A 24,842-nucleotide genomic window follows, 5' to 3' on the forward strand; every position below is an offset into this window, starting at 1 on the left:
CATCGTCGCGCACGCGACGGGTTCGTGTCTGTCCGGCCGGTCGCACGAAATCACGAAAGGACCCCCCGCACACCCGTCAGAGCCCGCGTACCCTTGCTGCCTTCCGGCCCTGGGGGGGTTGGCGAGATGGACGCCGCGCGAGGGGTCTCCGCCAAGTCTATGCACGCCGGCACCGACGGCGGCCGGCGTCCACATCGGCTACCCTGCCTGCGGAGGATTCGCCTAGCGGCCGAGGGCGCACGCTTGGAAAGCGTGTAGAGGGGCAACCCTCTCGCGGGTTCAAATCCCGCATCCTCCGCTCGGACCCACCCGCGGTGCGGCGGTACGCCGGCCCCGGGAAGGCGGCTGGTGTCCGGCGCGGTCCGCGTCGTCCGTCCGCTCTCGGCGTATTCCCCGGGATGGCCTCGGCCTGGCGGTACGGCGGCGGACCTGCTAGCGTGATCGAAGGTCGCAGTTCCCAGCACGTGTTCTCTCACGCCGCGGAACCATTGCGCGGTGACACCCATCGCGGCGGCCGGTCGGCCGCGAGGTGTGGTCGGCGAAGTTCCAGTAAGGAGAGCACGTTGCAAGGTGTAGTCAAGTGGTTCAACGCCGAGAAGGGTTTCGGCTTCATCGCGGTCGACGGCGGCTCGGACGTCTTCGTCCACTACTCGGCCATTCAGGGCGAGGGTTACCGGACCTTGGCGGAGAACCAGCGGGTCGACTTCGAGATCACGCAAGGGCAGAAGGGGCCGCAGGCCGCCAACGTTCGCCCGATCTAACGCAGACTTCGCACCGACTGTGGGTTGGCCGTCGTGGCCAACCCACAGTCGTTTCTTCCGGTGAGTGCACACGGAACGGATCGCCCGGCGTTCAGCGCGGCGATCGCAACAAGGTGATCACCTGTGGCCACGTGCTTCGCGCCGTACGACATCATCAGTCGTCTTGACGCGCTTCGCACGGCATCGTGCGAGGCGTCACGTTCTTCGCGCCGCATCGCGCGACGTCTTGACGAGCTTCGTATTGCGTCATCCGCAGTCGTGGCGGTGGAGGTGGGATTTGAACCCACGGAGGGCTTGCACCCTCACACGCTTTCGAGGCGTGCGCCATCGGCCACTAGGCGACTCCACCGCCAGACAGCGTAGCGAAGCGAACCGGCCGTCGGCTTACCACCCTTGTCAGCCGCGACGCCCGGAGAAAAACGTCCGCAGCACCTGCCCGCATTCGTCGGCGAGCACGCCGGCGATCACTTCCGGCCGGTGATTGAGCCTCCGATCGCGGACGACGTCCCAGAGCGACCCCACCGCGCCGGATTTCGGGTCAACGGCGCCATAGACGAGTCGATCAAGCCGCGCGAGGACGATGGCTCCCGCGCACATCGTGCACGGTTCCAACGTGACGACCAGCGTGCACCCGTCGAGCCGCCATCGACCGAGGCGCCAAGCCGCGGCCCGCAAAGCGACGATCTCTGCATGCGCTGTCGGATCCGCCGCCGCTTCCCGTTGATTGTGCCCGCGACCCAGTACGTCGCCGCCGGGGCCGAGGACGATCGCGCCAACGGGAACGTCCGCCACCTTCTCGGCACGGGCGGCCTCCTGGAGGGCGAGCCGCATCGGCTCCTCAAATGAAGCCGCGACGCCAGGGGCGATGTTCAGCGGTAGACCTCAATCTCGTCGACGCATCCCAGCTGGTCAGCAATCTCGGTGATGACGTCAGCCGGGACCTGCCCTTCGCGGCGGCACATTGCCACAAGTTGCTTCGCTGAGATACCGAAGTCCGCGAGAATTCCGGTGTCGCCGCCGGGTTGGGCGTCCGCCCGCATCCGAGCGCCGGCGACGGCGTCATCGGTCTCCGTCTCCGCGGTGTCAACGACGAGATCTGCGAAGAATCGCTCCGCAATATCACTCACGGCAAGCATCCGGACGTCGGAGACGAAGACCCGCGGCTCCTCTCCCCCGTCGATCCGGACCACGGCAAACCATTCGTCATCTTCTTCGACGAAGACGAAGACGGGCTCATCACCGCGGGCGGCAAGCCGCATCGCGTCCGCAAGGTCGTCGATATCCCGGAGTTCCCCGAGATCGATTTCGGCGCCGTGCCACCGGTGGCCGTCCTTGGCAACCAGCGCAGCCAGCTGCGACACCGTTGTCTCCCGTTCCACGCTCTCGGACGTCGACCCAACGCCGCAGGGGCGTCTAGGCCTCATTGTGCGCCGAACACCGTGGCTGTGTCCGGTGGACCGGCACCGGACCCGCTGGCGATACCCGCGGACGCGGGCGTCGCGCCAGGCCGACGATCAGAGGTTCTTGACCGCGGCAACGATTTTCGCCAGGGACTCCTTGGCGTCCCCGAAGAAGACCGTGGTCTTTGGGTGGTAGAGCAGCGCATTGTCGATGCCCGCGAATCCCGGGCGGAGCGACCGTTTGAGGAAGACGACGTTCGCTGCTTCGTCCACGTTGAGAATCGGCATCCCGTAGAGCGGGCTGCCCGGCAGGTCGCGCGCTGCTGGATTGACGACGTCGTTTGCGCCGACAACCACCGCGACATCGGTCGAGCTGAATTCGGAGTTGGCGGCGTCCATTTCCTTCAGCTGCTCATACGGAACATTCGCCTCGGCAAGCAGCACGTTCATGTGCCCCGGCATCCGGCCCGCCACCGGATGGATCGCGTAGAACACTTGCACCCCGCGCGCTTCCAGGACGTCGGCCAGTTCCCGGGCGGTATGCTGCGCCTGCGCGACGGCCAATCCGTACCCTGGGACGATCGCAACTTTCCGCGCATAACCCAGCAGAATCGCAATGTCCTCCGCCCCTGCCGACCGGACTGCGCGATCGCCGGCCAGCTCGGCGGTGGAACCGGCGGTCGTCGGACCGGCGAACGCACCGAAGAGAATCCCCGTCAACGGGCGCCCCATCGCCTGAGCCATCAGTTGCGTCAACAGCGTTCCGGATGCGCCCACCAAGGTTCCGGCCACGATGAGCAGGGTGTTCTGCAGCACGTAACCGGAGGCTGCGACGGTCAACCCGGTGAAGGCGTTGAGCAAGGAAATGACCACCGGCACGTCGGCTCCGCCCACGGGAAGAACGAACAGGACGCCGAGGAGCAGGGCCAGAACGGCGCACACGACGACCAGCGGCACGCTGGTCAACGCGATGCCGGCGATACCCAGCCCGAGCGAGGCAAGGGCGACCACGGGCGTGACGACCCGCGCGGCAGGGAGCACGATCGGCCGGCCCGTCATGATGCCTTGCAATTTCGCAAAAGTCACCAGGGAACCGGTGAAACTCACGCTCCCGACGATCCCGCTGAAGACGACCGCCGCCGCGACACCGCCGGAATCAACCGCGTGCTGCTTGACGTACTCGTTGAGAGAGACCAAAGCCGCGGCGGCGCCGCCGACGCCGTTGAACATCGCGACCATCTGCGGAATTTCCGTCATTTTCACCAACCGCGCCGCCGGCACGGCAATGAGCGTGCCCACGACAATCGCGATGATGATGGGCAGCCGGTGGCCGAGACCGTGCAGGGTCAACGTGACGACGACGGCGAGCGCCGCCCCGAACGCACCAATAAGGTTGCCGTACCGTGCGTATTTGGGCGACGACAAACCCTTGAGCGCCAGGATGAAACAGAGCGCCGTCACGAAATAGGCGAAGAGAACCCCGTTGCTCACCGGGCGCCCTCCTTCATTCCCGCCTGCCCAGCGTCGCGCCCTGGTCGGCGTCCCTTGAACATTTCGAGCATCCGATCGGTGACGACGAAGCCGCCGACCATGTTCGCGGTCGCGAGAACGACGGCCGCCAGACCGAGTCCGAGTTCGACGCCGGTGGAGGCGACACCCGTGATGAGAATTGCGCCGACCAGAATGATGCCGTGAATCGCGTTCGCGCCGGACATCAACGGCGTGTGCAGAATCGTGGAAACCTTGGAAATGACCTCGAAGCCCACGAAAACGGCGAGCATGAAAACGGTCAGCAGCTCGATATTGTTCACGTCCGCACCTGCCCTTCGTGGACGACGAGCGACGCTGCGACGATCTCGTCGGAGAGATCCAGGACGACCTCCCCGTCCCGCGTCAGCATGACGAGCAAATTCGCGAGATTCCGCGCGTAGAGCCGACTGGCGTCGTACGGCATGCCGCTCGGCACGTTCCGGCCGCCCCAAATGAGCACGCCGTTATGCAGAACCTCTTCACCCGGCTTGGAGAGTTCGACGTTCCCACCGGATTCCGCCGCGATGTCCACAATGACCGTGCCGGGCCGCATCGCCTCGACCATGCGCCGGTCGACGAGCAGAGGCGCCCGCCGGCCGGGAACCGCCGCGGTCGTGATGACCGCGTCCGACGCGGCCAGATGAGGGGTGAGCAGTTCCCGCTGTTTGGCGGCCCGCTCCTCGGTCATCTCCCGGGCGTAACCGCCGGCGCCCTCGAGCGTTTCCAAGCCGAGATCGATGAATGTCGCCCCGAGACTGCGCACCTCCTCGGCCGCCGCGGCCCGGACGTCGTACGCCGAGACCACTGCGCCGAGGCGACGCGCCGTGGCGATCGCTTGCAGCCCGGCGACCCCGGCGCCGAGAACCAGGACCTTTGCCGGCGGAACCGTCCCGGCGGCGGTCATGAGCAAGGGGAAGAACCGCGGCAATTTCTCGGCTGCGATGAGGGCCGCCCGGTAGCCGGCGACCAGCGCCTGCGAGGAGAGCGCATCCATGCTCTGCGCCCGGGAGATACGCGGCAGGCGGTCCAAGGAGATCGCGCTTGCCTTGCGCTCGGCGAGGATGTGAAGCAACTCTGCGTACGCCGCCGGTTGCAGGAAGCTCAGCACAAGACAGCCCGCCCGCAATCGCCGGGCATCTTCTGTTGGCAGCGGTTGCACGGCAAGGACGACGTCTGCGTCCGACAATGCCTCCCGCTGCACGATCTGTGCGCCCGCGTCGCGGTACACCTCGTCGGGATACCCGGCGGCCTCGCCGGCCCCCTGTTCGACGGCAACGGTGTGTCCGGCGGATCGAAGTCGAGTCACCGTGTCGGGTACGACGGCGACCCGACGCTCGTAGGGGGCAGTCTCCCTGACGGCGACGATGTTCATGGCACGCAACTTACGGCACGACAGCGGCGCGCCATCGCCGACCCCTGCTCAGCGGCACGGGCGTTCGCCGGAACCACCGCGTCGAGGGTGACGTTCCGGCCTGCGGCGTCGAGGGAAACGCCGGCGGGATTCACGGTGACATTGGTGAGGCTCACTCCTGCCGGCATGCCGGGAATCTGCACCCGGTAGGTCAACTCCCGGCGCAGTTGAGCTTCGATGACGGCGCTGACCGCCGCGTCTTCCGTGCCGGTGATCTGCACCGGCGTGACGGCAAGCACCGTCCCGTCAATGCTCAGCCGAGCGACAACGCCGACCTCGATGGCCGCCACCGAGAGCCGGAATTCGAGTTCGTCAGGCGCGGGACCAGGAGCGATCGCAAGGTTCCGCACATGCGCCGCCGCGCTGATCCGGTCGAAGGGTATGACCGCCGTCCCGGCGATCCGGTCCACGGGGACGTGCCGGAAGTCGCGCTGGAGGAGACGGGACAGCGGCACGTGGACGCCGGCGAAATCCAGCTGCAGGGACGACGTGTCCGGTATGGGCTTCCCGGCCGCATCCGCGAAGAGATCCGTCGCCCGGACAGTGATATCGGTGTAGCGGCCGCGCAGAACCTGCGTGAGAAACGGAAAACCGACGCTGACCGTCGGCCGACGCGGCAGCCGGGCGGCGTGCTGCACGACACTGGCCAGCTCGCTCTCCGCCTCATGTGCGGCAATCCGGTCGGCGGCGAAGAGCAACCCGAGCAGAAGGACGACGACGCCGAGCAGCTTCGTCACCGGGCACCCCCGGCGAAGGGAGGCAGCACGTCGACGACGCTGCCGCGATGAAGCAGGACCTGTGTCGGGTCGCGCCGCCCGGCAGGTACGCCGTCCACCAGGAACGCCGACCGCGAGACGACCTCCGCCAATTGCGGGCTGCGCGCCCGGAGCACGTGAAGCACGTCGGCGAGGGTTCCGGCGGCCACTTCCTCGCTGCTGACCCCGGCCGCCTCCCGCGCCGCGGCCCAGTACCGGACCGTGCAGCGCGGCTGTTCGCGTTCACCGGTGGTCACGCGTCAGAAATCCTGCCGAAACGTGGACGCCGTATCCTGGCTTGTGATCCAGAACACCGAGACGACGAGAGCCGTGGCCACACTTCTCCTCCTCACGAACGCCGTCCAACCGTCGGCGGAGGTGTTGCCTGCGCTCGGTCTCCTCTTGCACCGGGTCCGCGTCCTCCCCGCCGAGCTCTCCGCCCTGCTGGACGTCCCGGCCGCCGATGCGATTCTCGTCGACGGCCGCCGGGATCTTGCACATGCCCGGTCGCTATGCCAGACGCTGCGGACAACCGGCCTGGCCATCCCGCTCTTCGTGGTTGTCACCGAAGGCGGGTTGGCAGCGGTCACCGCCGAATGGGGCTTCGACGACGTTCTCCTTGACACGGTAGGCCCGGCGGAGCTGGAGGCACGGCTGCGGCTGGCGACCGGGCGAATGGCCGCGGCGCAGCGGCGCAGCGGGAGCGACGAGGTAATCCGCTCCGGTGACCTGGTCATCGACGAGGCGACGTATTCGGCGCGGTTGCGCGGCCGCACCCTCGACTTGACGTTCAAGGAATTCGAACTCCTCAAGTACCTCGCGCAGCATCCCGGCCGGGTTTTCACCCGTGCGCAACTGCTCCAGGAGGTGTGGGGCTACGACTATTACGGGGGCACCCGAACCGTCGATGTGCACGTACGCCGGCTGCGCGCAAAACTCGGCACCGAATACGAATCGCTGATCGGCACGGTGCGCAACGTCGGGTACAAGTTCGTCCTTCCCTCGGCCGACCGCGCGGCAGCCCATCGCGGGGCTCCAGGAGATGATCAAGAGTCCGACCGTCCGACCGGGGTTTCCGACCGCGCGACCGGGGTTGAAGACGCCGCACTACCGTAGGCACGTGACGGTATTGCCCGCTTCGATTCGGATCGAACCGCACGGACGACTCGCACCTGCGCTCCTCCCGAGGGTCTTTGCTCTCGTTGACGACGCGACGGACACCGACGGCGTCCAACCGCTCTCCGAGCACGTCGTCCTGCACCTGCGGTACGGGGGCGACGAGCGCGGCTGCAACCTCTTGCTCTGGGTGGACGACGACGAGCCGCGCCTGGCGGGTTATGCGCATCTCGACGCAACCGATCCGGTCGAGGCGCCAAGTGCGGAGCTGGTCATCGCGCCGGATTTTCGCGGCCGTGGGCTCGGCACGATGCTGGTCGAGGCGATCCTCGCCAGGACCGGCGGCCGGTTGCGGCTCTGGGCGCACGGCGAACTCCCTGCGGCGCAGGCAATGGCCCGCCGGCTGGGCTTCGCGCGCCGACGCGTTCTGCTGCAAATGCGCCGGGATCTGTTCGCCCCGCTGCCGCCGGTCACCCTGCCCGATGACGTCCAGATCCGTACGTTTCGACCTGGCGCGGATGACGACGCGTGGATCGCGCTGAACGCCCGGGCGTTCGCTGACCATCCGGAGCAAGGTTCGTGGACGCTGGAGGACCTCCACCGGCGGATGCAGGAAAGCTGGTTCGATCCGGACGGCTTCTTCTTGGCCGAACGTGACGGTGAATTGGTGGGATTTCACTGGACGAAGGTGCACGGCTCGCCGGCGGGCCAAGCCTCCAACGGCAGTTCAGGCCACGGTCACGAGCCGCTGGGCGAGGTGTACATCCTCGGGGTGGATCCGAAGGCTCAGGGACTGGGACTCGGCCGCGCCCTCACCATCGTCGGGCTCCGCTACCTGCGGTCGCGCCGCCTTCCGCACGTCATGCTGTACGTCGATGCCACCAATGCACCGGCGATCCGGCTCTACGAGTCCCTCGGATTTCGGCACTGGGGCACCGATGTCCTCTTCGAGCGCGGCGGCACTGCGAACGGCGAAGGAACGAGCTGACCGCCCGGCGGCTCAGCCGGCGATCGGCATCACCGCGAGATGAACCAGCGCGGCGGTCACCGCGGCACCGGGAATGGTGAAAATCCACGCCAACACAATGTTGGCCGCGACACCCCAACGGACGGCCGATATCCGCCGCGTCGCACCCGCCCCCATAACTGCGGAGGTGATGACGTGCGTCGTCGAGACCGGCGCGCCGAAATGTGCCGCCGTAAGAAGGACAGCAGATGAGGTCGCTTCAGCGGCGAAACCCCGGGGCGGGTCGAGCTGGATGATCCGGCGCCCGAGCGTTCGGATGATGCGCCACCCCCCGGCGTACGTGCCGGCCGCCATCGCGGCTGCGGCTGAGAAGATGACCCACGCCGGTACGCGGAAACTGTGAATGTAGCCTCCGGTCACCAGCGCCAGCGTGATGACACCCATAGTCTTCTGCGCATCCTGGGTGCCGTGTGAATAGGACATGGCCGCCGCGGACAACGTCTGCAAATACCGGAAGCCCTTGTTCATCGGACCGGGCTTGGCGCGTTGAAAAACCCACAGAATGACGAGCATCAGAACAAATGCCGCCGCCACGCCGACCAATGGTGAAATCACCATCGGAATCACGACTTTGTCGATGACCCCTGACCAGTGGACGGCGTTGAACCCCGCCTTCGTGACGACGGCGGCACCTACCAGCCCGCCGATGAGCGCGTGTGACGAGGACGACGGCAGGCCGAAGTACCAGGTGAGGAGATTCCACGCGATGGCACCGATGACCGCTGCGAACACGAGCGCAAGACCGCGGCTGCCCTGGGGAGCAGCGACGATGCCCTTACCGACGGTACCCGCGACCCGGGTTGACACCGCAGCTCCGATCAAATTCAGGATCGCCGACATGCCAAGGGCGACTCGCGGCGTCAGCGCCCGGGTGGAGATTGACGTCGCGATCGCGTTGGCGGCGTCATGAAAGCCGTTGGTGAAATCAAATGCCAAGGCGACCACGACGATGAGGATGATTGCGGCCGTGGTCATCGTCAGGTCTCCTTGACCACGATCGTCTCGACCGTGTTCGCCACATTTTCGAAGGCGTCCGCGGCCGACTCGAACTGGTCGGAGACCTCCTTGAGCTTGAGTACGGTCAACGCGTCGAGGTGGCCGTCGAAGAGCTTGGCCAGCAGCCGGCGATGCAACTGATCAGCCTCGTTTTCCAACCGGTTCACCTCGATCCAGTACGCGTCCAGTCCCTTGCGGGTGCGGAGCCGGGGCATCGCGTCCGCCGTAATGGCGGCTGCCCGCTCCAAGACGTGGACCTGCTCGGCGATCTCTTGCGGCAGCTCGCTCAACCGGTACAAGACGATGAGGTCGGTGCCGGCCTCGACAAAGTCCATGACGTCGTCGAGCCGGCCGGCGAGCCGGTAAATGTCGTCGCGATCAAACGGGGTTACAAATGTTGAGTTGAGCCGGCGCAAAATGCCGTGGGTAATTTCGTCCGCTTCATGCTCGATACGGCGCACCTCGTCCGCAACCGCCGACCGGTCGGCGTCCGGGAGGAAAATCCGGCTTGCTGCCTGAATCCCGCGCACGAGCGTGGCGGCCGAGGTCGCAAACATGTCGAAGAAGGCAGGACCCTCCGGGGTCAGGCGGAATCGCACAGTTGATCTCCTCGGCCACAGACGTCGAACGGTTCCGCGCTGATGCTAATGAGTCCTGATGAGCCGTGCTCACCAGACCCACGGCAACCTACCCGCCACCGTTCCCGCGACGTGACGTCCCGGTACGTTCAAGCGGGATCGGTGCAGGCCGCGGGGTCAAACCCTGCACCGCCCGCGATCGGCATCGGCCGCGAGGCCGTACCGTGCACCGCTGAGGAGAGCAGGACCCCCTGTGCGATGCGCGGAAGCAACGGTGCGGCGGTACGCGTTCTACCGGCCGGTGATCACGACGAGCGTCGGTCCGGACGACGATCACGTTGCTGGCGCGACTCATCGGCCTGGTGCGACTCACTGGTGAGGCCAAGAATTTTGTCGATCTCTTGTGTGCTGAGCCGTCCATCTCTGCGAGAAGCGTGGATCATGAGCTCGCTGTAGAGGTCGATCTCTTCCAGGGTGTCCGGATCCGCCAACCTGGGATCACCGGGTTGCGATGTGACGATCGTCTTCGGCGCCGCGGCTGATCCTCGTCCGGAACTCCGGCGAGACGATTCCGAACCAGCCTGATTCTCCGGCGCGCGCCTCGTCACTTGAGCCCCGCCTCCTTCCCCGCGAAGCTCGCGCCCAGCCTGCCCGTTGTGTCGCTGGTCAGGTACGCCGCCTCCCCCCTCGCGGAGTTCACCTTAGACACCTGAGCGGCACGCCGCGGTCACATTGTGGGATTTCCGCCAGATACGACACGGTGCGATGCTTCCCCTCGTCGCGCGACTCGACGCCGCCTCGGATCGGCACCCATCGAATGGAGTAATCCGTTAGGAGGAGGTACGGGAGGTGTCGTAGCCGACCGGGACTGCCTGGGACGTACGCACGCAACGCCTTCCGTCTGGCGGTCATCCGCAAACCCACCAAGTGTCGCCCGCAAACACCACCCAAGAGTCATGCGCACATCCGCCAAGCGTCATCCGCGAACGTCACCCCAGAGTCATCCGCAAGCTCCACCCACAGTGCAGGTGACGCAGGAAATAGTTGCGGTCGGGGGGAACTGGGGGAGCAGGTCGTGATGGGTGAGGTCGATCAGATCATTCGGCGCGGTTCATTCCGCTGGCAGCCCACGAATTCGCGCAGAGCGGACGGTAACGGCTGAGGACGGCGCAGCACCGCCCGGTAGGCGGCGTCGACCAGCACGCGGCCCTCCCGCGAACGGTATGCGGAGCAGCCGTCGAAGTCGTCGACTGCATGCCCGTCGTGGCAATCACTGACGGAACCCCGGACGTCGGACGGCGGTAACAGGAGAGGCTCGTGCCGGCTCGAGCTCGTCGTCCCCAACCCGCGACGTAGGCGCGCGAGCAGCCCGCGCAGTGTCACGTTCCGCCGCACGGTCACCCGGGCTGCCGCATCAAGCAGGGTGATCCGAAATCGGAGAGCATCGGGATCCACGGCACCGAGCCGATCGGTGACCCCGGTGGCCGGCTCGCCGCGTAGATCGGTCGAAAAGAAGGTCACCAGATCAACTCCCCGGTCGCCGTCCGTGCCTCGCGAACCGCGGCGTCCCGGGCAGCCTCCACCGCCCGCCGATTCGCCTCGGCGAGCTCGTCGATGCGTGCGGAGAGCCGCAGCATCGCTTCCCGATGAGCGGCGAACATCTCTCCCCATGGCGTCGGTGCCGCAGCGGCAATCTCCGCAAGGGTTGCGGTGGGCGCAAGCCGGAGCTCCTCGACAACAGCCTCGGCACCAACCGCCCGGGCGAGTCCGGCGAGACGAAGCTCTTCAGCAGCAAGCTCAACCTCGTGGCCGGCGCGGGCCAACCATTCCAGTCGTCCGGCGTCGAGCACGAGCCGCTCCTCCTCAAGCTTGAAGAGCAGCACGTCGAGTGCCTGTCGTTCCCGCCAGAGGAGCTCAGACAGCTCGGCAAGTTGTGACATATCTCACCTCGTGACGCGGTCCGGTCATCATCTCATGTTCGCATTCGGCGTACTTGTTGGATGACTTCGACATCCAACCGATGAGGACTGAGCGTGCCCGCCGCCCAAACTGCGGCGATTGCGCTGACCGGCATCACGAGGCCGCGTCCGGACCAACGCGCATTCCGCCGGTTGCCGCGCCGCACCTAGTCACTCCGGGCAGTTTCTGGTCTATCAGCGGAGCGGTTACTCCGTTTGGAGTCAAGACGCACCGGGTGAATCGGCGATGACACTGACATGGCGACCACCAAGACTCCCCGTGAGCAACCAGGTGCTCATGTATCGCACAACGATACGATTGACCAGCTGGTGAAAGACCACCTGCCGCTTGTTGGGTATCTCGTTGCCGAGACGGCCAGTAAACTGCCGGGGCACGTCAACCGCGATGACCTGACATCGGCCGGAATGATGGCGCTCGCGCAGGCCGCCCGGACGTACGATCCGTCCCGAGGCGTACCATTCGCGAGATTCGCCACCGTCCGAATCCGTGGCGCCATTATTGACGAACTCCGCAGCCACGACTGGGCGAGCCGCTCGGTCCGCGTGAAGGCACGTCAGCGCGCTGCAGCCGAAGAAGAGCTGGCCGCGGTCCTCGGCCGATTGCCGACGCAGGCCGAGCTTGCCGAGCACCTTGGAGTTTCCGTCGATGAGCTCGCTTCGACCGAGGGTGACGTTCACCGTGCGGTCGTGCTCAGCCTGCAGGGCTTTGCGGACGCCGGAACACTCGAGGGAATGCTTCCCCACCAAGACCCTGGGCCGGAGGATGTTCTCCTCAACCGCGAGCGGGTGAATTACCTGCTCGATGCGGTCGCCGCACTCCCGCCGCGGTTGCGGACGGTTGTCGAAGGCTACTTCTTCCAGGAGCGGCCGATGGCCGAGCTCGCTGAGGAACTCGGGGTAACCGAATCGCGAATCTCTCAGATGCGGGCGGAGGCGCTGAGCTTGCTCCGGGACGGCATGACCGCAATGTTGGCTCCGGAACAGTTGCCCGAAGAGCCGCGGCCCGACGGCTGCGTGGCCCGACGGAAGGCCGCGTACTACGCCGCGATCGCCGCCAGTTCTGATTTCCGGACACGGATCAGCGCCCGACACGTCCGCGTGGATCTCACCGAACGGAGGGCGTCCGCCTAACCGCACGGCGTTCGGTCGGCTGCGGGACCGCGGGTCGGCTATAGGACCGCCGGTCGGCTGCAGAATCGCGGGACAACCGCCGAGCCGCCGGTTGGTTGCGGGATCCCGGGGACAACCGCAGAGCCACCGTCGGCCGCCGAGTCGCCGGTCGGCCGTTCCCCTGTGCCCGGCCGCCTCGCCGGACGCCAACCCCTTCACTGGCGTCCACCCAACACCGTCGGCCATGCGGCACTTATGGCGGGCGACGTCACGCCGTCGACAGGACAGCGAACCCTACCGCCCAAGGACGGCGAATGCTGCCGCGCGTCCGTTGGTCTAGTCCAATCTCTTGACAGGACTGGACCTCTCGTCGCACCCTGGTCGCTGCGGGGGAGTGTGTTCCGGCGACGCTCGCCGGCACGTGGACGGGTGACGACGCCCACCTGCGTTTCCAGCAGTGCGAGTGCACAGCGTGCGTCGTCATCCGAGGTGTAAGGAGTTGCCGTGCAACGCGCCAAAGCTGCAACGATCGCCGCACTGACCTCCGGCCTGGTCCTGTCGGGTGTAACCGTCGCCGCCACCGCGCCGTCGGCTTCGGCCGCGACCCTCGCCCAAGCGTGGTATGCCCAGGCTCCCTACGTCATGCCGCTGGACAATAGCCCGCCCGACCTGGCCACCGTCATGGCCGCGACAAATGAAAAGGCGTTCATGCTGGCCTTCATTCTGGCCAACGGCAGTTCCTGTAGTCCAGCCTGGGACGGCACGAACCCGGTATCCTCTGACACGACCGTCGCGAATGTCATCAACCAGGTCCGATCGCTTGGTGGCGATGTGTCCGTCTCCATCGGCGGTTATGCAGGTACAAAACTCGGGCAGGTCTGCAGTTCACCACAGGCAACCGCCGCAGCCTATCAAGCGGTCATCGATAAATACGCTCTCAAGGCGATCGACTTTGACCTGGAGGAGCCGGAGTACGAGAACCTCACCGCCGTCAGTAACGAGGTCGGGGCGGCACAAATTCTTCAGCGCAACAATCCCGGCTTGTACATCTCCATCACCTTGCCCGGGACTGCATCCGGAACGGGCTACTTCGGCCAGAACGTGTTGAACACCGCAAAGGGTCTTGGCTTTACACCAAACAACTATTCCATCATGCCTTTCGACGGCGGCTTCAATGGAGCTGCGAGTCAGCAGAGCGCTCTTCAGCAGTTCCATACCATCCTCATGAACACGTTTGGCTGGGATTCGGCTACCGCCTGGGCGCATGAAGGCATCTCACAGATGAATGGTCGATCTGACACCGGCGAATACTTCTACCAGGCTGATTTTCAGTCAAACCTCGACTTCGCCCGTTCAGTCGGGTTGGGACGTTACACATTCTGGTCCGTCAATCGAGACCGGCAGTGCCCGGGCGGCGCAACAAGTACGACGTCCGGCACCTGCAGCAGCGTCGTCCAAAATGACTGGGATTTCACGAAGTTTGACGTACAGTTCGCCGGCAGTAACCCCCCTACCACAAATCCGTCTCCGTCTCCGTCGTCGTTGCCGGTGTGTGCGCCGGCGTATGACAACAGCACGGTGTATGTGGGGGGGAATGTGGTGAGTTATAACGGGCACAATTGGACGGCGAAGTGGTGGACGCAGGGGGAGCCGCCGAGCACGGGCGGGTCGGGGGTCTGGCAGGACAATGGTCCGTGCGCGACCACCAGCCCAAGCCCGTCGCCAAGCCCGAGCCCGTCTCCGTCCCCGTCGCCGTCCCCAAGCCCGTCGCCGAGCGGGTCGCCGTCCCCGAGCCCGTCCCCGTCCCCGTCCCCGTCCCCGTCCCCGTCCCCGTCCCCGTCGCCGTCGCCGTCTCCGTCGCCGTCTCCGAGTCCGTCGCCGTCGGCGGGGTTGGTGGTGAATGGGGGGTTTGAGACCGGTGATGTGTCGGGGTGGAGTTGTCAGGCGCCGGATGCGGTGGTCGGATCGCCGGTGCATTCCGGCCGGTATGCGTTGGCGGGGGTGCCGACGGGTTCGACGACCGGCCAGTGCACCCAGACGGTGAGCGTGGCCCCGAATACCACCTACACGGTGTCGGCGTGGGTGAACGGGTCGTATGTGTACCTGGGGGCTAATGGGGCCAGTGGGGATGTCAACACCTGGACCCCGGGCACCGGTGGCGCCTACCAGCAGTTGACCATCCGGGTCACCACCGGGCCCACCCAGACCACCATGACCGTCTACATCCACGGCTGGTACGCCCAACCCACCTACTACGCCGACGACATCACCCTCACCTAAACCCCGGCGCACACCGCAGAAAACACCGACACCACCAACCCCTCACCTAACCCCACAACACGGGGGGTGGGCGCCACGCCACCCACCCCCCACAACCACACCACCCGATGCCGGCGCCGCGAAGCCCGCGGCGTCGGCATCGTCGGTCGATTCCGTACCAGACGCTCGCGGCGCCGGCATCGTCAGTAAATCCAGTACCAGTTGATGAAGAGCAAGGAGAACATTCCAAGACCAGTTGCGGAGACTGCGACAATCGGCGTCCATGACCGGATACGGCGGGAAAATTCCGCGATGCCCCAGAAGATTGGCGCGATGACGAGGACGAACCGCATCATGGACATGAAAGGGCGACCCGGAAACTCCATACACAGCGGTGCGATGAGACTAGCGCCCGTATATATCCCATACGTCAGCGCGGTCCGGCGTATCACCCATACCGCGGAGGCGACTGCCACGGCGACGACAAGAAGGTCGAGGAAGTGATAGCCGCCCGGATAGATGCCGACCCACTGTATACCGTCGCGTACACCGTCCCATAGCGTGATCCACGGCCATTGCGCATTCCGGTCCCAGCCGCCTTCGGATCGAAACGGCAATAGAGGCTGTCCTGCTCGCTGCCACCACCACGCGAGATATGCGATGACGCCGGACACCGACACGGCGGCCACACCGAGACACCGCATGATGCCGCGGATGGCGTCCCTCCCGGCCGGTCGCGCGGAAACGCACTGCCTCAGGCATTCGAACACCACGGCAAGCGCCAGGACAACGCCCATGCTCCGGACGGCGGTACCGAAACCGGCTGCCACACTCGCGACAAGCCATCGTGACCGGCGTGCTGCGTACAGCGCTACCGCAACCGCCAAGAGGAACAGCGATTCCGAGTACGGCGCGAAAAAGAAGAAGGCCGACGGAAATATCGCGAGGAGTACGACGGTGCGCTTCGCCAGATCGACATCGAATTCATCCTGCGTCCAACGGTAAATGACTGCCAGCGCTGCGAGATATGCGAGATTCGACACCACGTACGCCGCCAGGAGAATGTGCCCTCCGGTCAGAAATGCGACGGCCCGGATCGCCGCCGGATACCCGGGAAAGAATGCGGCACTATGGTCCTCAACGGCATATCCGTGCGCGGCAATGCGCAGATACCACAACGCATCCCACCGCTCCCATGCGGTGAACATAATTCCCAGGCCGTGTGTCACGGGAGGCGTAGCCCAATCGGGCACGTCCGCGGGCTGGTTGGGAGGAATGACGGCCGCCGCGGGAATCGCGAGTAGAAAGAGGCCGACGCGGACAGCGATAAAGACCCGGACGACGTAGGAGACGGCATCCCGCCACACCCCGGGCACGCGTTCCCGGCGCGCCGCGCCGAGCGAGTACCGGCGCATCAATCCGTGAGCCATGGTGAGGTCCCGCTCCGTCGCAACTGTCAGCGGGCCAAGCCTACCGACGGAACGCGGGAATCGACGCCAGCCCCGGATCGGCGGCCGGCAGACGGACGCCGTCCGTGCCTTGGACCCGCGCCGCGCGCACCGCCGTGCCATCGCGTCAACGCGCCGGACCGCGAACCGGCGCCGTCCGCGGCGGAGTGCCGTGCCGTCCAGCTGCCGAGCGCCACGGTCCAGAGCATGCGCCGCGGAGTGCCGCGCCGTCGCCTTCGCCCAGGCCGACACGCACGAAGGCGGCGCGCCCGAACGCTTTGGCTGGACCCCTAGCCTGCCGACGTACTCGATGAGCACCCTGCACCACGACCACTCGGAGGATCATGCTGGTCCCTCCACTTGTCACCGGCGGACCGGTCACGGTCCGCCTCGTTCATCGCGACGGCCGCGAGTTCGCCACCCGCGTCGAGAGTGTTTCGCCGCGCGTGGTGGTTGTTGCTGCGCCACCGGGAGCCAACGCGGCTCTCATCGCCAGCGGCACCCGCGAGATCGACCTGTCATGGCTCTCACCCCGCGGCCGGTACGAACAACGGTGTGAGCTCGAACACAGCGCGGGAACCTCGCGGCAGTGGCGGCTCCGGCCGCTCCGGCCTGCCGTGCTAGTGCAACGACGCCGCTATATCCGCGTCCGCGCGGCCGTCCCCGTCGTCATAGAGGTCTCCGGCGAATCGCTGCCGGCGACGACGGTCGACGTGTCGGAGGGCGGCTTCCGCGTCCGGATCCCGCCGCGCGATATTGCCGAACTGGAGCGTGCCACAGTGCACGCCACTATCGCGGGCCAGCCGGTGGAATTGCCCGGATACTTTCTGCGCCGCACCTTGCGCGGTCCAACCGACGCCGAAGCTGTCATCGTCTTTGAAACGCTCGGCGTTCACGCGGAAACGCTGCGTCGCTGGATCCTTCAGCTGCAATTACGCAGCCGGGCGGCGCGCTCCAGCTAGCTCCCGCGCTGTCGGCGGTGGGGTCGTCGTCAACGGCCTTGCGCACGGTACGCCGGCCACGGAGTCGGCGCGGCGCCGCCGATTTGCCGGGAGAATTCGCCCAGGAACCAGTGCCGGTAGTGAACGAGCTCCGGAGGGGTGGCGAGGGTGAGCAAATGCTGGCCTTGACGGCAGTACTCATCCGCCTCGTCAAGCAGTTCGCCCAGATGAACGGCCGCGTCGGCGACATCGGCCGGAACTCGATAATGGACGTCGATTTCGGCCGCCCCGGAGACGCGCGCTTCGTCAAGGAGCCGATCCTGTTCACGGGTGAAACCAACGTAACGCCCCGTCAGCTCGTCAATCAGATCAATCAGCCGCTTCGGCAGGGCCCTGACACCATCGTGTTCACCGAGTTGTTCGGCGATGAGATACATCTCGCGCAGGAGTTCGGCGGAATGTTCTCCCGCCTGCGCATGCAAGAGCACCGGTATGCGCAGCAATTGGACGTCGTGCAACGGTTCGGTCACGCCGCCCGTACCACGCGGTTTCGCTCGGTGCGCCGCGCGTCACTCATGACCTGCGCACCTCCGTTCCGATCACTGTAGCGAGCCGGCGGCACGACATCGGGCGGTTCGACGCCCCACTCACCGAAACCGTGCCGCTCCGCGTTCCCCGGATCGCCGCCCGTGCCGTGACCGCCGCCGCTGGTACGCGGAACCTCGCACCAGACGGTCTTGCTCGACGGTCCCACCTCTTCTCCCCACGCACGAGCGAGTTCAGCTATCACGCGCAACCCGCGACCTGTGGTGGCGACGTCGGAGAAATTTCGCCGAACCGCCCGGATCCACGGCGCCTCGTCGATCACCTCGACCCGTACGGACGTTTCTCCTATCCAAAGCCGCACGACGAAAGCGGTGCCGGCATGCAAGATCGCATTGGTAGCCAGCTCACTTACGATCTGAGTGACAACCCACTCGTCAGCTGAAGCACCCGCCTCATTCAGCGCGGAGCGCGCGAAGCGCCGAGCGGCCGCGACGCTGCGCGGATCCGGTTCGAACCGTGATTCGGGCACGGACGGATTTTAGGCCGATTCACCAGCGACGAGAACACCAGGGCCGGGAGCCTCCGGGTGCGTCGCGCCGCGATAGGAGATCACACGCCCAGTCCGGTCGCGCCATCCGACGGTTGAGCACCGCTTTCTGCAGGGTGATATGGGCTGCCTTCTGCCGCGGGGTATACGACGAGGTCGGTCGCTTTGACGGCAAACCATGCGTCATCACCGACCCGTAACCGGAGCAGGGCGAGTGATTCGGCGGTAATATCTGCGATCATATTCGCCGGACGTGACACGCCAAGGCGGACGACGTGACCGTACTCCTCCACACTCGTCACGCGGGCTTTCCAACAGTTGCGCGGACTGCCGTCCGGCCGCTCGCGGTACACGGCGACAGCGCTTGGCCGCACGGCGACGAAGACATCACCGACAGGCGCGTCGACCACCTGCCATTCCATTCCGGTTCCGAGTCGAATCACCCGTCCGTCACACACCCCCCGGTGCAGATTGATCCCACAGAGCCGTGCCACGTACTCCGTGCGCGGATGGGATGCAACCGCCGCCGGGGCGCCGCGTTGCACCACCCTGCCGGATTCCATCACGACAAGGTGATCCGCCAGGACGAACGCATCCATCGGGTCGTGGGTCACCACAATGACACCGCCGGGAAATGTCGTGAGCATCTCCCGCAGCTCGGCCCGCACGCTCATTCGCGTCCCAATGTCGAGGGCGGCAAGCGGCTCGTCCAGCAGAAGGACGGTTGGATCGACGGCGAGCGCCCGGGCGAGTGCGACGCGCTGGGCTTGACCTCCCGAGATCTCGGTCGGACGCCGATGCGCGAGCGCCCCGACGCCGAAGCGATCCAGCAGCTGCTGTGCCCGGCGTCGCGCGGCGGCTTTTCTGACTCCGTGAGCCCGCAGACCAAAGGCAACGTTATCCAATACCGTCATCCGGGGAAAGAGAACGTAATCCTGCGGAACGTAGCCGACCTGTCGCTCCCGCGGGCTGAGCCTGATCCGGTCCGCATCGTCTACGATGCGGCCGCCGATCGCGATGAATCCAGCGGTCAACCGCTCCAGACCGGCAATCGCTCGCAGCAATGTGCTCTTGCCGGCGCCGCTGGGACCGAGGACGGCGAGAATTTCACCCGGTGCAACGGACAGGGCCGCATCCAGCCTGAAAGTGTCGCGTCGCACGACGGCGTGGACGTCCAGCCCCGGGTGTCGTGGCGTCGTGTCCGTTGGTTCCGGCATGCTCACGGCACGTTTCGTCTCACAGAGCGGCGATCCATCGACGCCACAACGCCAGCAGTACGCCGGTGGACGCCAGCAACAACACCAGGCTCAATCCGATTGCCGATTGCGGATCGTGCTGAAATTGCAAATAGATTTCCAGCGGCATGGTGCGCGTGGTCCCTGGGAAGCTGCCCGCAAACGTAATCGTTGCTCCAAACTCACCGATCGCCCGCGCCCAGCAGAGCAATGAACCTGCGAAAACGGCGGGCAACACGATCGGCAGAACCACGCGCCGGAAGATGAACAGCGGCCCGGCGCCCAGCGTGGATGCAACATCGGCGTACTTCGTGTCCACCGCACGCAGAGCACCTTCAACCGACAGCACAAGGAACGGCATCGCGACAAAAGTCTCGGCGACGACGACGCCGGCGGTGGTGAACGGCAGCGAGATCCCCGCGGCGTGCCAGAGCCAGCTCCCGACCAGACCGCGGCGCCCGTACGCCAACAGGAGAGTGAGCCCTCCTGCAACCGGCGGCAGCACGAGCGGCAAGGCGATGACCGCCCGCGCGGCGTTCCGAATGGACGTCGGGAGCCGGCACATCGTCCAGGCAAGCGGAAGCCCGACCAGCAGCGAGAGGAAAGTCGCGATCGTCGCCGTCTCCAGGGACAAGCGCAACGCTGTCAATGCCTCCGGTTTGCCCAATTCGGCTACCAGATTGCGCCACGGCGCCCGGACCGCAAGGCTGACGAGCGGAACGCACAAGAAGAGGAAGCCGGCGAGGGCGAAGACGGCGACGAGCCCTGTCTGGAGCGCGTACCTACGGGACGTCGAAGCCGGCATCGGCAAACACCTGCTCGTTGTTACGGACGAAAGCAACGAACGCGGCCGCCAACGCGGAATTCCTGCTGCCGGTGACGACCGCGAGGACGTACGTGTTCACCGCAGAGCCAGCCTGCGCGATCGGCACACCGTCGACCTTCCCACCGGCCCGGCGCACGTCCGTCCGGTATACCAGGCCGGCGTCGACCTCGCCGAGCTCCACTTTGGCAAGCACGGAACTGACGTCGTCTTCGAGGGTCACCGGATGGACCGTGACGCCGGCTGTTTGCAGCAGCTTCGCGGCGGCCGAGCCGCACGGCACCGTAGGCGCGCACAGCGCCAGCCGTATCGCCGAACTTGCGAGGTCTGCCAACGAGCGGATATGACGGGGATTCCCCGGGGCGACTGCGATTTCCAGTTCATTACGTGCGAAAGTCACCGGGTTGCTTGCCTTGTTGTGCGCGACGACCTGCTGCATGATCTGCTCATTGGCGGATGCGAAGACGTCGGCGGGCGCACCTTGTAAAATCTGCTCGGCCAGCGTGTCTGACCCGCCGAAATTCGTCACCACCCGAACCCCCGGGTGGGCTGCTTCGAAACCTCCGGCGAGCTGGGTGAAGACATCCTGCAGTGACGCCGCAGCGAAGACCACGATCCGGCCGCCGCCGGAGGCCGTTGATGACGCTTTCGATCCGTGCCCACTCGCGCACGCCGCCGCGAACACGGCAACAACGGGAATAAGGAGCACGGCTCGGCAGCGCCGCAAGCCGGATCGGACGCCGCCCGGATATTCGCCGCCCGGATAGTCGCGCCGCGATCCGGGCCCGTCACCGTGTCCCGCACAGGTCAACCGCCGGGGGCGCTGTTTCGCAACCAGCCGCTCAATGCCCGACGTACGTGTCAGAGCCGGCAAAACCCACATCCTCTCGTCATGACGCCGGAACTTCGACAACGACGTTGGTCGCTTTGATGGCGGCAACGGCAAGGGTTCCCGGCTGGAGCTCCAGGTCGTCCGCCGCCTCGCGGCTCATCAGCGAAACAACGCGGTACGGTCCGCACTGCATCTCGACCTGAGCCATCACCGTGTCCCGAACCACCCGGGTGACGATTCCCGCCAATCGGTTCCGCGCGCTTTCGCGGGCCGTCGGACCGGTGGTGATCGCCTCATGCCGCGACTGAGCCAACTGAGCCAGCTCGGCACCGTCAACCACCTGACGGCCGGAGGTATCCCGGGCGACGCTCAATGCGCCCGCCGCGATCCACCGTCGGACCGTGTCGTCGCTGACTCCGAGCAGGCGGGCCGCTTCACCAACCCGTAACGCCGTCACGGGCCAACGATACCGCGATTGCGGATCTGGATGCCGCTCTGTCTCCGCATATGCGGAGTTGCGACGCGAGAAGAGTTCGCCCCCCGTCGGCGAGCACGTGCGGAGAACGGCGGACGCGAACCCCGCACCGTCACCCCGTGCGGTACCGTGCCGAGACACGGCAGGTGCGGTCGCGCCGGGGAGGTGGCCGAGGTGGCGGTACGAGTTCTCATCGGCACCCGCAAGGGTGCCTTCATCGCGACGTCCGACGACACCCGACGGAGCTGGTCGGTGACCGGGCCGCTGTTTGCCGGATGGGAGGTCTACCACGTTCAAGCGTCGCCCGTTGATCCGGACCGCCTCTACGCCGCGCCGTCCCGGGGCTGGTTCGGTCAGACCATCCAGCGCTCGGACGACGGCGGTCGCTCCTGGCAATTGGTCGGAAATGATTTTCGTTACGACGGCGAGATCGGGGATCATTTCTGGTACGACGGAACGCTCCGGCCCTGGCATTTCACCCGGGTATGGCACCTCGCGCCGTCGCCGGTCGACGCGAACACGGTGTATGCCGGAACCGAGGACGCCGCGCTGTTTGTGTCGAGCGACGGCGGCCAGACCTGGCCGGAATTGACCGGGCTTCGTTGCCACGACACGGCACCGAATTGGGCCCCGGGCGCCGGCGGATTATGCCTCCATACCATCCTCTTTGATCCGCGCGATGCCACTCGCATGCATGTGGCTATTTCCGCTGCGGGTGTTTTGCGCTCCGACGATGCCGGCCTCACCTGGCGGACCGCCAATCGCGGACTCCGCTCGGATTTCCTGCCGCAACCCGAAGCCGACGTCGGTCACTGCGTGCACAAAATCGCCCGTCATCCGGCGCGGCCGGACGTCCTCTTCATGCAGAAACACTGGGACGTGATGCGCAGCGACGACGGCGGTAACAGCTGGTACGAAATCAGCGGCGACCTCCCCAGCGACTTCGGTTTTCCGATCGCCGTTCATCCCCATGACCCTGACACCGTGTACGTGGTTCCCATCACGAGCGACACCGAACACTTCCCGCCGGAGGGACGGCTGCGGATATACCGTAGTCGCACCGGCGGGCGGTACTGGGAACCGTTGAGCAAGGGACTTCCGCAAGAACACTGCTACGTCAACGTGTTACGCGACGCCTTCGCAACAGACGAGCTTGAGCCGTGTGGACTGTACGTCGGAACCACCGGCGGCCAGATTTACGCCTCCGCCGACGAAGGTGCCACGTGGACGACGATCGGCCGTGACCTACCCGCCGTGCTCTCCGTCGAGGTGCAGACTCTGCGATGACGGAAGCCACGGTACGGGTCGTTTTGCCTACGGCGTTGCGGGATCTCATTCGCTCCAGCGGCGCAGCGGATCCCGGTGCTGATGTCAGCGTAACCGTCGCAGGTCCAGCCACCTGGGGTCGTGTGCTGGCTGCACTCGAGACCCGCTACCCAATGCTGCGCGGCACGCTGCGCGACCAGGCGACCGGTGCGCGCCGGCCGCTCATTCGGTTCTTCGCATGCGGCACGGACGTGTCGCACACCGACGCCGACCAGCCGCTGCCGGATCCCGTACAGCTTGGACACGAACCGTTGCTCATCGTCACGGCGGTCGCCGGCGGCTGAGCACGTCGAGCAGCCGGTCGAGGAAAGCAAACTGCTCGGGCACAATCTTGTCGCGCGCGGTTTCCGGTGAGAACCAGGTGGCCCGGTCGATTTCCGGAAACTCCCGCAGCTGTCCGGATCCTGGCGGCCACTCCAGGCGAAACGTGTTGCTGTGCACGGTGGTGACATCGAGATCACACTCGACCGCCCACGCGCGCACCACCTTTCCGCCGCGTTGCCGAATTTCGCCGAGATCGACCGCCCGGTCGACGGACACCGATTGGCCCACCTCTTCAAGAAATTCCCGTGCCGCCGCGAGCTTCGGATCCTCACCGTCGGCGTACTCGCCCTTCGGAATCGACCAGACATGGTGGTCACGGCGGCTCCAGAACGGTCCGCCGGGGTGCACGAGAAGCACCTCGACGCCGCCGCCGGGTGTCCGGCGGTACGCGACAATGCCGGCGCTCCGCTTCGCGGTCATTTCTCCAGAACGGCCGCAAGCCAGCGCAGCTGCCGTCCCGCCTGAAACGGTCCGCCGCCCTCGTGGTCGTTGAAGGGATACACCACGATCTCCTTCGGTCCTCGGTAGGCGTGAAAAGCCGCAAAGACCGTGGATGGCGGGCAGATCTGGTCCATGACGGCGACCGAGAAGAGGGCGGGAGCGGTCGCCCGGGTGGCGAGGACCGCGCCGTCGAAATAGGCCAGGGTCGCGAAAACCTGCTCCACCTGGTCGCGATGAGCCTTGAGATACCGGACGATCTCACCGTATGGATCCGCGGGGGAAATCTCGCACGCCCGGCGAAAGTGACATAAAAATGGGACGTCAGGCATGACAGCGGCGACATCCGGCACCAGAGCGGCGGCCGCCAGACTGAGCCCGCCGCCTTGACTCACGCCCGTCACGGCGACTCGTGCCGCATCGACGAGCGGATGAGCGCGCAGCGTACGCACGGCCTGCACGGCGTCGACGTAGACCCGGCGATAGTAGTACGTGGAAGGGTCCAGAATTCCACGGGTCATGAAGCCGGGTTGCGCGGGCGGCGCCTCAGCGGCGTCGATCGTATCGCCCGTCGTCCAACCGCTTCCTTGCCCACGGGTGTCCATCACCAGGTGGGCGTAACCGGCCAACGCCCAGAAGACGTGTTCGTGAGCCAATCCCCGGCCGCCGTTGTAGCCCTGAAATTGGACGACGCCGGAAAGCGGTTCGTGGCGCAACGCAGCGGGAGGCAGGTGGAGCCAGGCGCGAATCGGCTGGCCGCCATAGCCGCAAAACGTGACGTCGTACGACTCCACACAGCGCAGGCCGGTGTCGACCGGCGTGAATGTCGGCTCGGGATCCGGTGCCTCAGCCAGCGTCGCTGACCAGAACTGGTCAAGGTCCGCCGGCTGCGGCAGGGCCGGTGCGTAGGTGGTGAGCTGGTCCAGTGGCAGATCAATATTCGGCACGACACGCCCTCCTCGCGCTTGCAGCTGGGTCGGACGCC

The 24,842-nt window shown here is 66.1% G+C and carries 27 protein-coding genes, 2 tRNA genes, 1 other RNA gene and 2 pseudogenes; 10 read left to right on the forward strand and 22 right to left on the reverse strand.

The window, feature by feature from the left end; genetic code table 11:
• Window positions 1–53 precede the first annotated feature (53 nt).
• An RNA gene (ffs, locus tag ACEL_RS11785) (signal recognition particle sRNA small type) lies at window positions 54–150 on the reverse strand.
• Between the two features lie 61 nt (window positions 151–211).
• Between ffs and ACEL_RS10425 the strand changes: the two genes are divergently transcribed.
• Window positions 212–298, forward strand: a tRNA-Ser gene (locus ACEL_RS10425).
• A 265-nt stretch (window positions 299–563) separates the two neighbouring features.
• On the forward strand, window positions 564–761 hold the full coding sequence (locus ACEL_RS12705) for a cold-shock protein (protein WP_011720852.1): 198 nt from the start codon (window positions 564–566) through the stop codon (window positions 759–761).
• A 259-nt stretch (window positions 762–1,020) separates the two neighbouring features.
• Here the strand turns inward: ACEL_RS12705 and ACEL_RS10435 are convergent.
• From ACEL_RS10435 to ACEL_RS10470, 8 genes are all read right to left on the reverse strand, one after another.
• Window positions 1,021–1,110: transfer RNA gene (locus ACEL_RS10435), tRNA-Ser, on the reverse strand.
• A gap of 47 nt (window positions 1,111–1,157) precedes the next feature.
• The gene (tadA, locus tag ACEL_RS10440; RefSeq protein WP_011720853.1) at window positions 1,158–1,592 is read right to left on the reverse strand and encodes a tRNA adenosine(34) deaminase TadA; all 435 of its coding nucleotides are present in this window, start codon (window positions 1,590–1,592) and stop codon (window positions 1,158–1,160) included.
• Between the two features lie 38 nt (window positions 1,593–1,630).
• On the reverse strand, window positions 1,631–2,140 hold the full coding sequence (locus ACEL_RS10445) for a tRNA adenosine deaminase-associated protein (protein WP_049751518.1): 510 nt from the start codon (window positions 2,138–2,140) through the stop codon (window positions 1,631–1,633).
• 135 nt (window positions 2,141–2,275) lie between these two features.
• Entirely contained in the window at window positions 2,276–3,652 is a 1,377-nt protein-coding gene (locus ACEL_RS10450) for an NAD(P)(+) transhydrogenase (Re/Si-specific) subunit beta (protein WP_011720855.1), read from the reverse strand.
• Entirely contained in the window at window positions 3,649–3,972 is a 324-nt protein-coding gene (locus tag ACEL_RS10455; protein ID WP_011720856.1) for an NAD(P) transhydrogenase subunit alpha part 2, read from the reverse strand. Before ACEL_RS10455 ends, ACEL_RS10450 begins: the two co-directional genes overlap by 4 nt.
• A complete protein-coding gene (locus ACEL_RS10460; protein WP_011720857.1) occupies window positions 3,969–5,063 on the reverse strand; it encodes a Re/Si-specific NAD(P)(+) transhydrogenase subunit alpha in 1,095 nt (364 codons plus the stop codon). The genes ACEL_RS10455 and ACEL_RS10460 overlap by 4 nt, the downstream gene beginning before the upstream one ends.
• Window positions 5,060–5,839, reverse strand: coding sequence for an LmeA family phospholipid-binding protein (locus ACEL_RS10465; protein ID WP_011720858.1), 780 nt, complete (start codon window positions 5,837–5,839; stop codon window positions 5,060–5,062). Before ACEL_RS10465 ends, ACEL_RS10460 begins: the two co-directional genes overlap by 4 nt.
• A complete protein-coding gene (locus tag ACEL_RS10470) occupies window positions 5,836–6,114 on the reverse strand; it encodes a MoaD/ThiS family protein (protein WP_011720859.1) in 279 nt (92 codons plus the stop codon). The genes ACEL_RS10465 and ACEL_RS10470 overlap by 4 nt, the downstream gene beginning before the upstream one ends.
• A gap of 73 nt (window positions 6,115–6,187) precedes the next feature.
• Here ACEL_RS10470 and ACEL_RS10475 point away from each other — a divergent pair, with 73 nt between their 5' ends.
• Window positions 6,188–6,973, forward strand: coding sequence for a winged helix-turn-helix transcriptional regulator (locus ACEL_RS10475; RefSeq protein ID WP_011720860.1), 786 nt, complete (start codon window positions 6,188–6,190; stop codon window positions 6,971–6,973).
• A 4-nt stretch (window positions 6,974–6,977) separates the two neighbouring features.
• Window positions 6,978–7,961 (forward strand): mycothiol synthase, encoded by a 984-nt coding sequence (gene mshD, locus ACEL_RS10480; protein ID WP_011720861.1) that lies wholly within the window; start codon window positions 6,978–6,980, stop codon window positions 7,959–7,961.
• Window positions 7,962–7,973: 12 nt separating this feature from the next.
• On the opposite strand, the gene ACEL_RS10485 is transcribed toward mshD, so the two are convergent.
• From ACEL_RS10485 to flgN, 4 genes are all read right to left on the reverse strand, one after another.
• On the reverse strand, window positions 7,974–8,975 hold the full coding sequence (locus ACEL_RS10485; protein WP_011720862.1) for an inorganic phosphate transporter: 1,002 nt from the start codon (window positions 8,973–8,975) through the stop codon (window positions 7,974–7,976).
• A gap of 2 nt (window positions 8,976–8,977) precedes the next feature.
• Entirely contained in the window at window positions 8,978–9,595 is a 618-nt protein-coding gene (locus ACEL_RS10490; RefSeq protein ID WP_011720863.1) for a DUF47 domain-containing protein, read from the reverse strand.
• A 1,071-nt stretch (window positions 9,596–10,666) separates the two neighbouring features.
• Window positions 10,667–11,095, reverse strand: coding sequence for a hypothetical protein (locus ACEL_RS10500; protein ID WP_011720865.1), 429 nt, complete (start codon window positions 11,093–11,095; stop codon window positions 10,667–10,669).
• Window positions 11,092–11,514, reverse strand: coding sequence for a flagellar export chaperone FlgN (gene flgN / locus ACEL_RS10505; RefSeq protein WP_011720866.1), 423 nt, complete (start codon window positions 11,512–11,514; stop codon window positions 11,092–11,094). The genes ACEL_RS10500 and flgN overlap by 4 nt, the downstream gene beginning before the upstream one ends.
• A 276-nt stretch (window positions 11,515–11,790) precedes the next feature.
• On the opposite strand from flgN, the gene ACEL_RS10510 reads away from it, so the two are divergent.
• The 3 genes and pseudogenes from ACEL_RS10510 to ACEL_RS12995 form a co-directional block, all read left to right on the forward strand.
• Window positions 11,791–12,684, forward strand: a complete 894-nt coding sequence (locus tag ACEL_RS10510) for a sigma-70 family RNA polymerase sigma factor (RefSeq protein WP_011720867.1) — start codon at window positions 11,791–11,793, stop codon at window positions 12,682–12,684.
• A gap of 483 nt (window positions 12,685–13,167) precedes the next feature.
• Window positions 13,168–14,361: pseudogene (locus ACEL_RS10515) on the forward strand (chitinase); the annotation flags it as partial.
• A 249-nt stretch (window positions 14,362–14,610) separates the two neighbouring features.
• Window positions 14,611–14,943: pseudogene (locus ACEL_RS12995) on the forward strand (carbohydrate binding domain-containing protein); the annotation flags it as partial.
• Window positions 14,944–15,125: 182 nt separating this feature from the next.
• Here the strand turns inward: ACEL_RS12995 and ACEL_RS10520 are convergent.
• On the reverse strand, window positions 15,126–16,352 hold the full coding sequence (locus ACEL_RS10520) for a mannosyltransferase family protein (RefSeq protein ID WP_169303215.1): 1,227 nt from the start codon (window positions 16,350–16,352) through the stop codon (window positions 15,126–15,128).
• A gap of 362 nt (window positions 16,353–16,714) precedes the next feature.
• Between ACEL_RS10520 and ACEL_RS10525 the strand changes: the two genes are divergently transcribed.
• Window positions 16,715–17,332, forward strand: a complete 618-nt coding sequence (locus ACEL_RS10525) for a PilZ domain-containing protein (protein ID WP_011720870.1) — start codon at window positions 16,715–16,717, stop codon at window positions 17,330–17,332.
• Window positions 17,333–17,361: 29 nt separating this feature from the next.
• Here the strand turns inward: ACEL_RS10525 and ACEL_RS10530 are convergent, their stop codons facing one another.
• From ACEL_RS10530 to ACEL_RS10555, 6 genes are all read right to left on the reverse strand, one after another.
• Window positions 17,362–17,841: a hypothetical protein gene (locus ACEL_RS10530; protein ID WP_011720871.1), complete on the reverse strand. Its 480-nt coding sequence runs from the start codon at window positions 17,839–17,841 to the stop codon at window positions 17,362–17,364.
• A complete protein-coding gene (locus ACEL_RS10535; protein WP_011720872.1) occupies window positions 17,838–18,386 on the reverse strand; it encodes an ATP-binding protein in 549 nt (182 codons plus the stop codon). Before ACEL_RS10535 ends, ACEL_RS10530 begins: the two co-directional genes overlap by 4 nt.
• Window positions 18,387–18,466: 80 nt before the next feature.
• Window positions 18,467–19,621 carry an ABC transporter ATP-binding protein gene (locus tag ACEL_RS10540; RefSeq protein ID WP_011720873.1) on the reverse strand — a complete coding sequence of 385 codons (1,155 nt, stop codon included), beginning with the start codon at window positions 19,619–19,621 and terminating at the stop codon, window positions 18,467–18,469.
• A 19-nt stretch (window positions 19,622–19,640) separates the two neighbouring features.
• Window positions 19,641–20,444, reverse strand: a complete 804-nt coding sequence (locus ACEL_RS10545) for an ABC transporter permease (protein WP_011720874.1) — start codon at window positions 20,442–20,444, stop codon at window positions 19,641–19,643.
• Window positions 20,422–21,171: a molybdate ABC transporter substrate-binding protein gene (gene modA / locus ACEL_RS10550; protein ID WP_238378036.1), complete on the reverse strand. Its 750-nt coding sequence runs from the start codon at window positions 21,169–21,171 to the stop codon at window positions 20,422–20,424. The genes ACEL_RS10545 and modA overlap by 23 nt, the downstream gene beginning before the upstream one ends.
• A gap of 181 nt (window positions 21,172–21,352) precedes the next feature.
• The gene (locus ACEL_RS10555; protein ID WP_011720876.1) at window positions 21,353–21,751 is read right to left on the reverse strand and encodes a TOBE domain-containing protein; all 399 of its coding nucleotides are present in this window, start codon (window positions 21,749–21,751) and stop codon (window positions 21,353–21,355) included.
• 183 nt (window positions 21,752–21,934) lie between these two features.
• Here ACEL_RS10555 and ACEL_RS10560 point away from each other — a divergent pair, with 183 nt between their 5' ends.
• Both ACEL_RS10560 and ACEL_RS10565 read left to right on the forward strand, forming a co-directional pair.
• Complete coding sequence (locus ACEL_RS10560) at window positions 21,935–23,056, forward strand: WD40/YVTN/BNR-like repeat-containing protein (protein ID WP_011720877.1); 1,122 nt, start codon at window positions 21,935–21,937, stop codon at window positions 23,054–23,056.
• Window positions 23,053–23,379 (forward strand): ubiquitin family protein, encoded by a 327-nt coding sequence (locus tag ACEL_RS10565; protein ID WP_011720878.1) that lies wholly within the window; start codon window positions 23,053–23,055, stop codon window positions 23,377–23,379. The genes ACEL_RS10560 and ACEL_RS10565 overlap by 4 nt, the downstream gene beginning before the upstream one ends.
• Here ACEL_RS10565 and ACEL_RS10570 read toward each other — a convergent pair.
• A complete protein-coding gene (locus ACEL_RS10570) occupies window positions 23,357–23,839 on the reverse strand; it encodes an NUDIX hydrolase (RefSeq protein ID WP_011720879.1) in 483 nt (160 codons plus the stop codon). The genes ACEL_RS10565 and ACEL_RS10570 overlap by 23 nt on opposite strands.
• A complete protein-coding gene (locus ACEL_RS10575; RefSeq protein ID WP_011720880.1) occupies window positions 23,836–24,804 on the reverse strand; it encodes an acetylxylan esterase in 969 nt (322 codons plus the stop codon). Before ACEL_RS10575 ends, ACEL_RS10570 begins: the two co-directional genes overlap by 4 nt.
• Window positions 24,805–24,842 lie beyond the last annotated feature (38 nt).

The organism is Acidothermus cellulolyticus 11B (assembly GCF_000015025.1).
GTDB lineage: Bacteria > Actinomycetota > Actinomycetes > Acidothermales > Acidothermaceae > Acidothermus > Acidothermus cellulolyticus.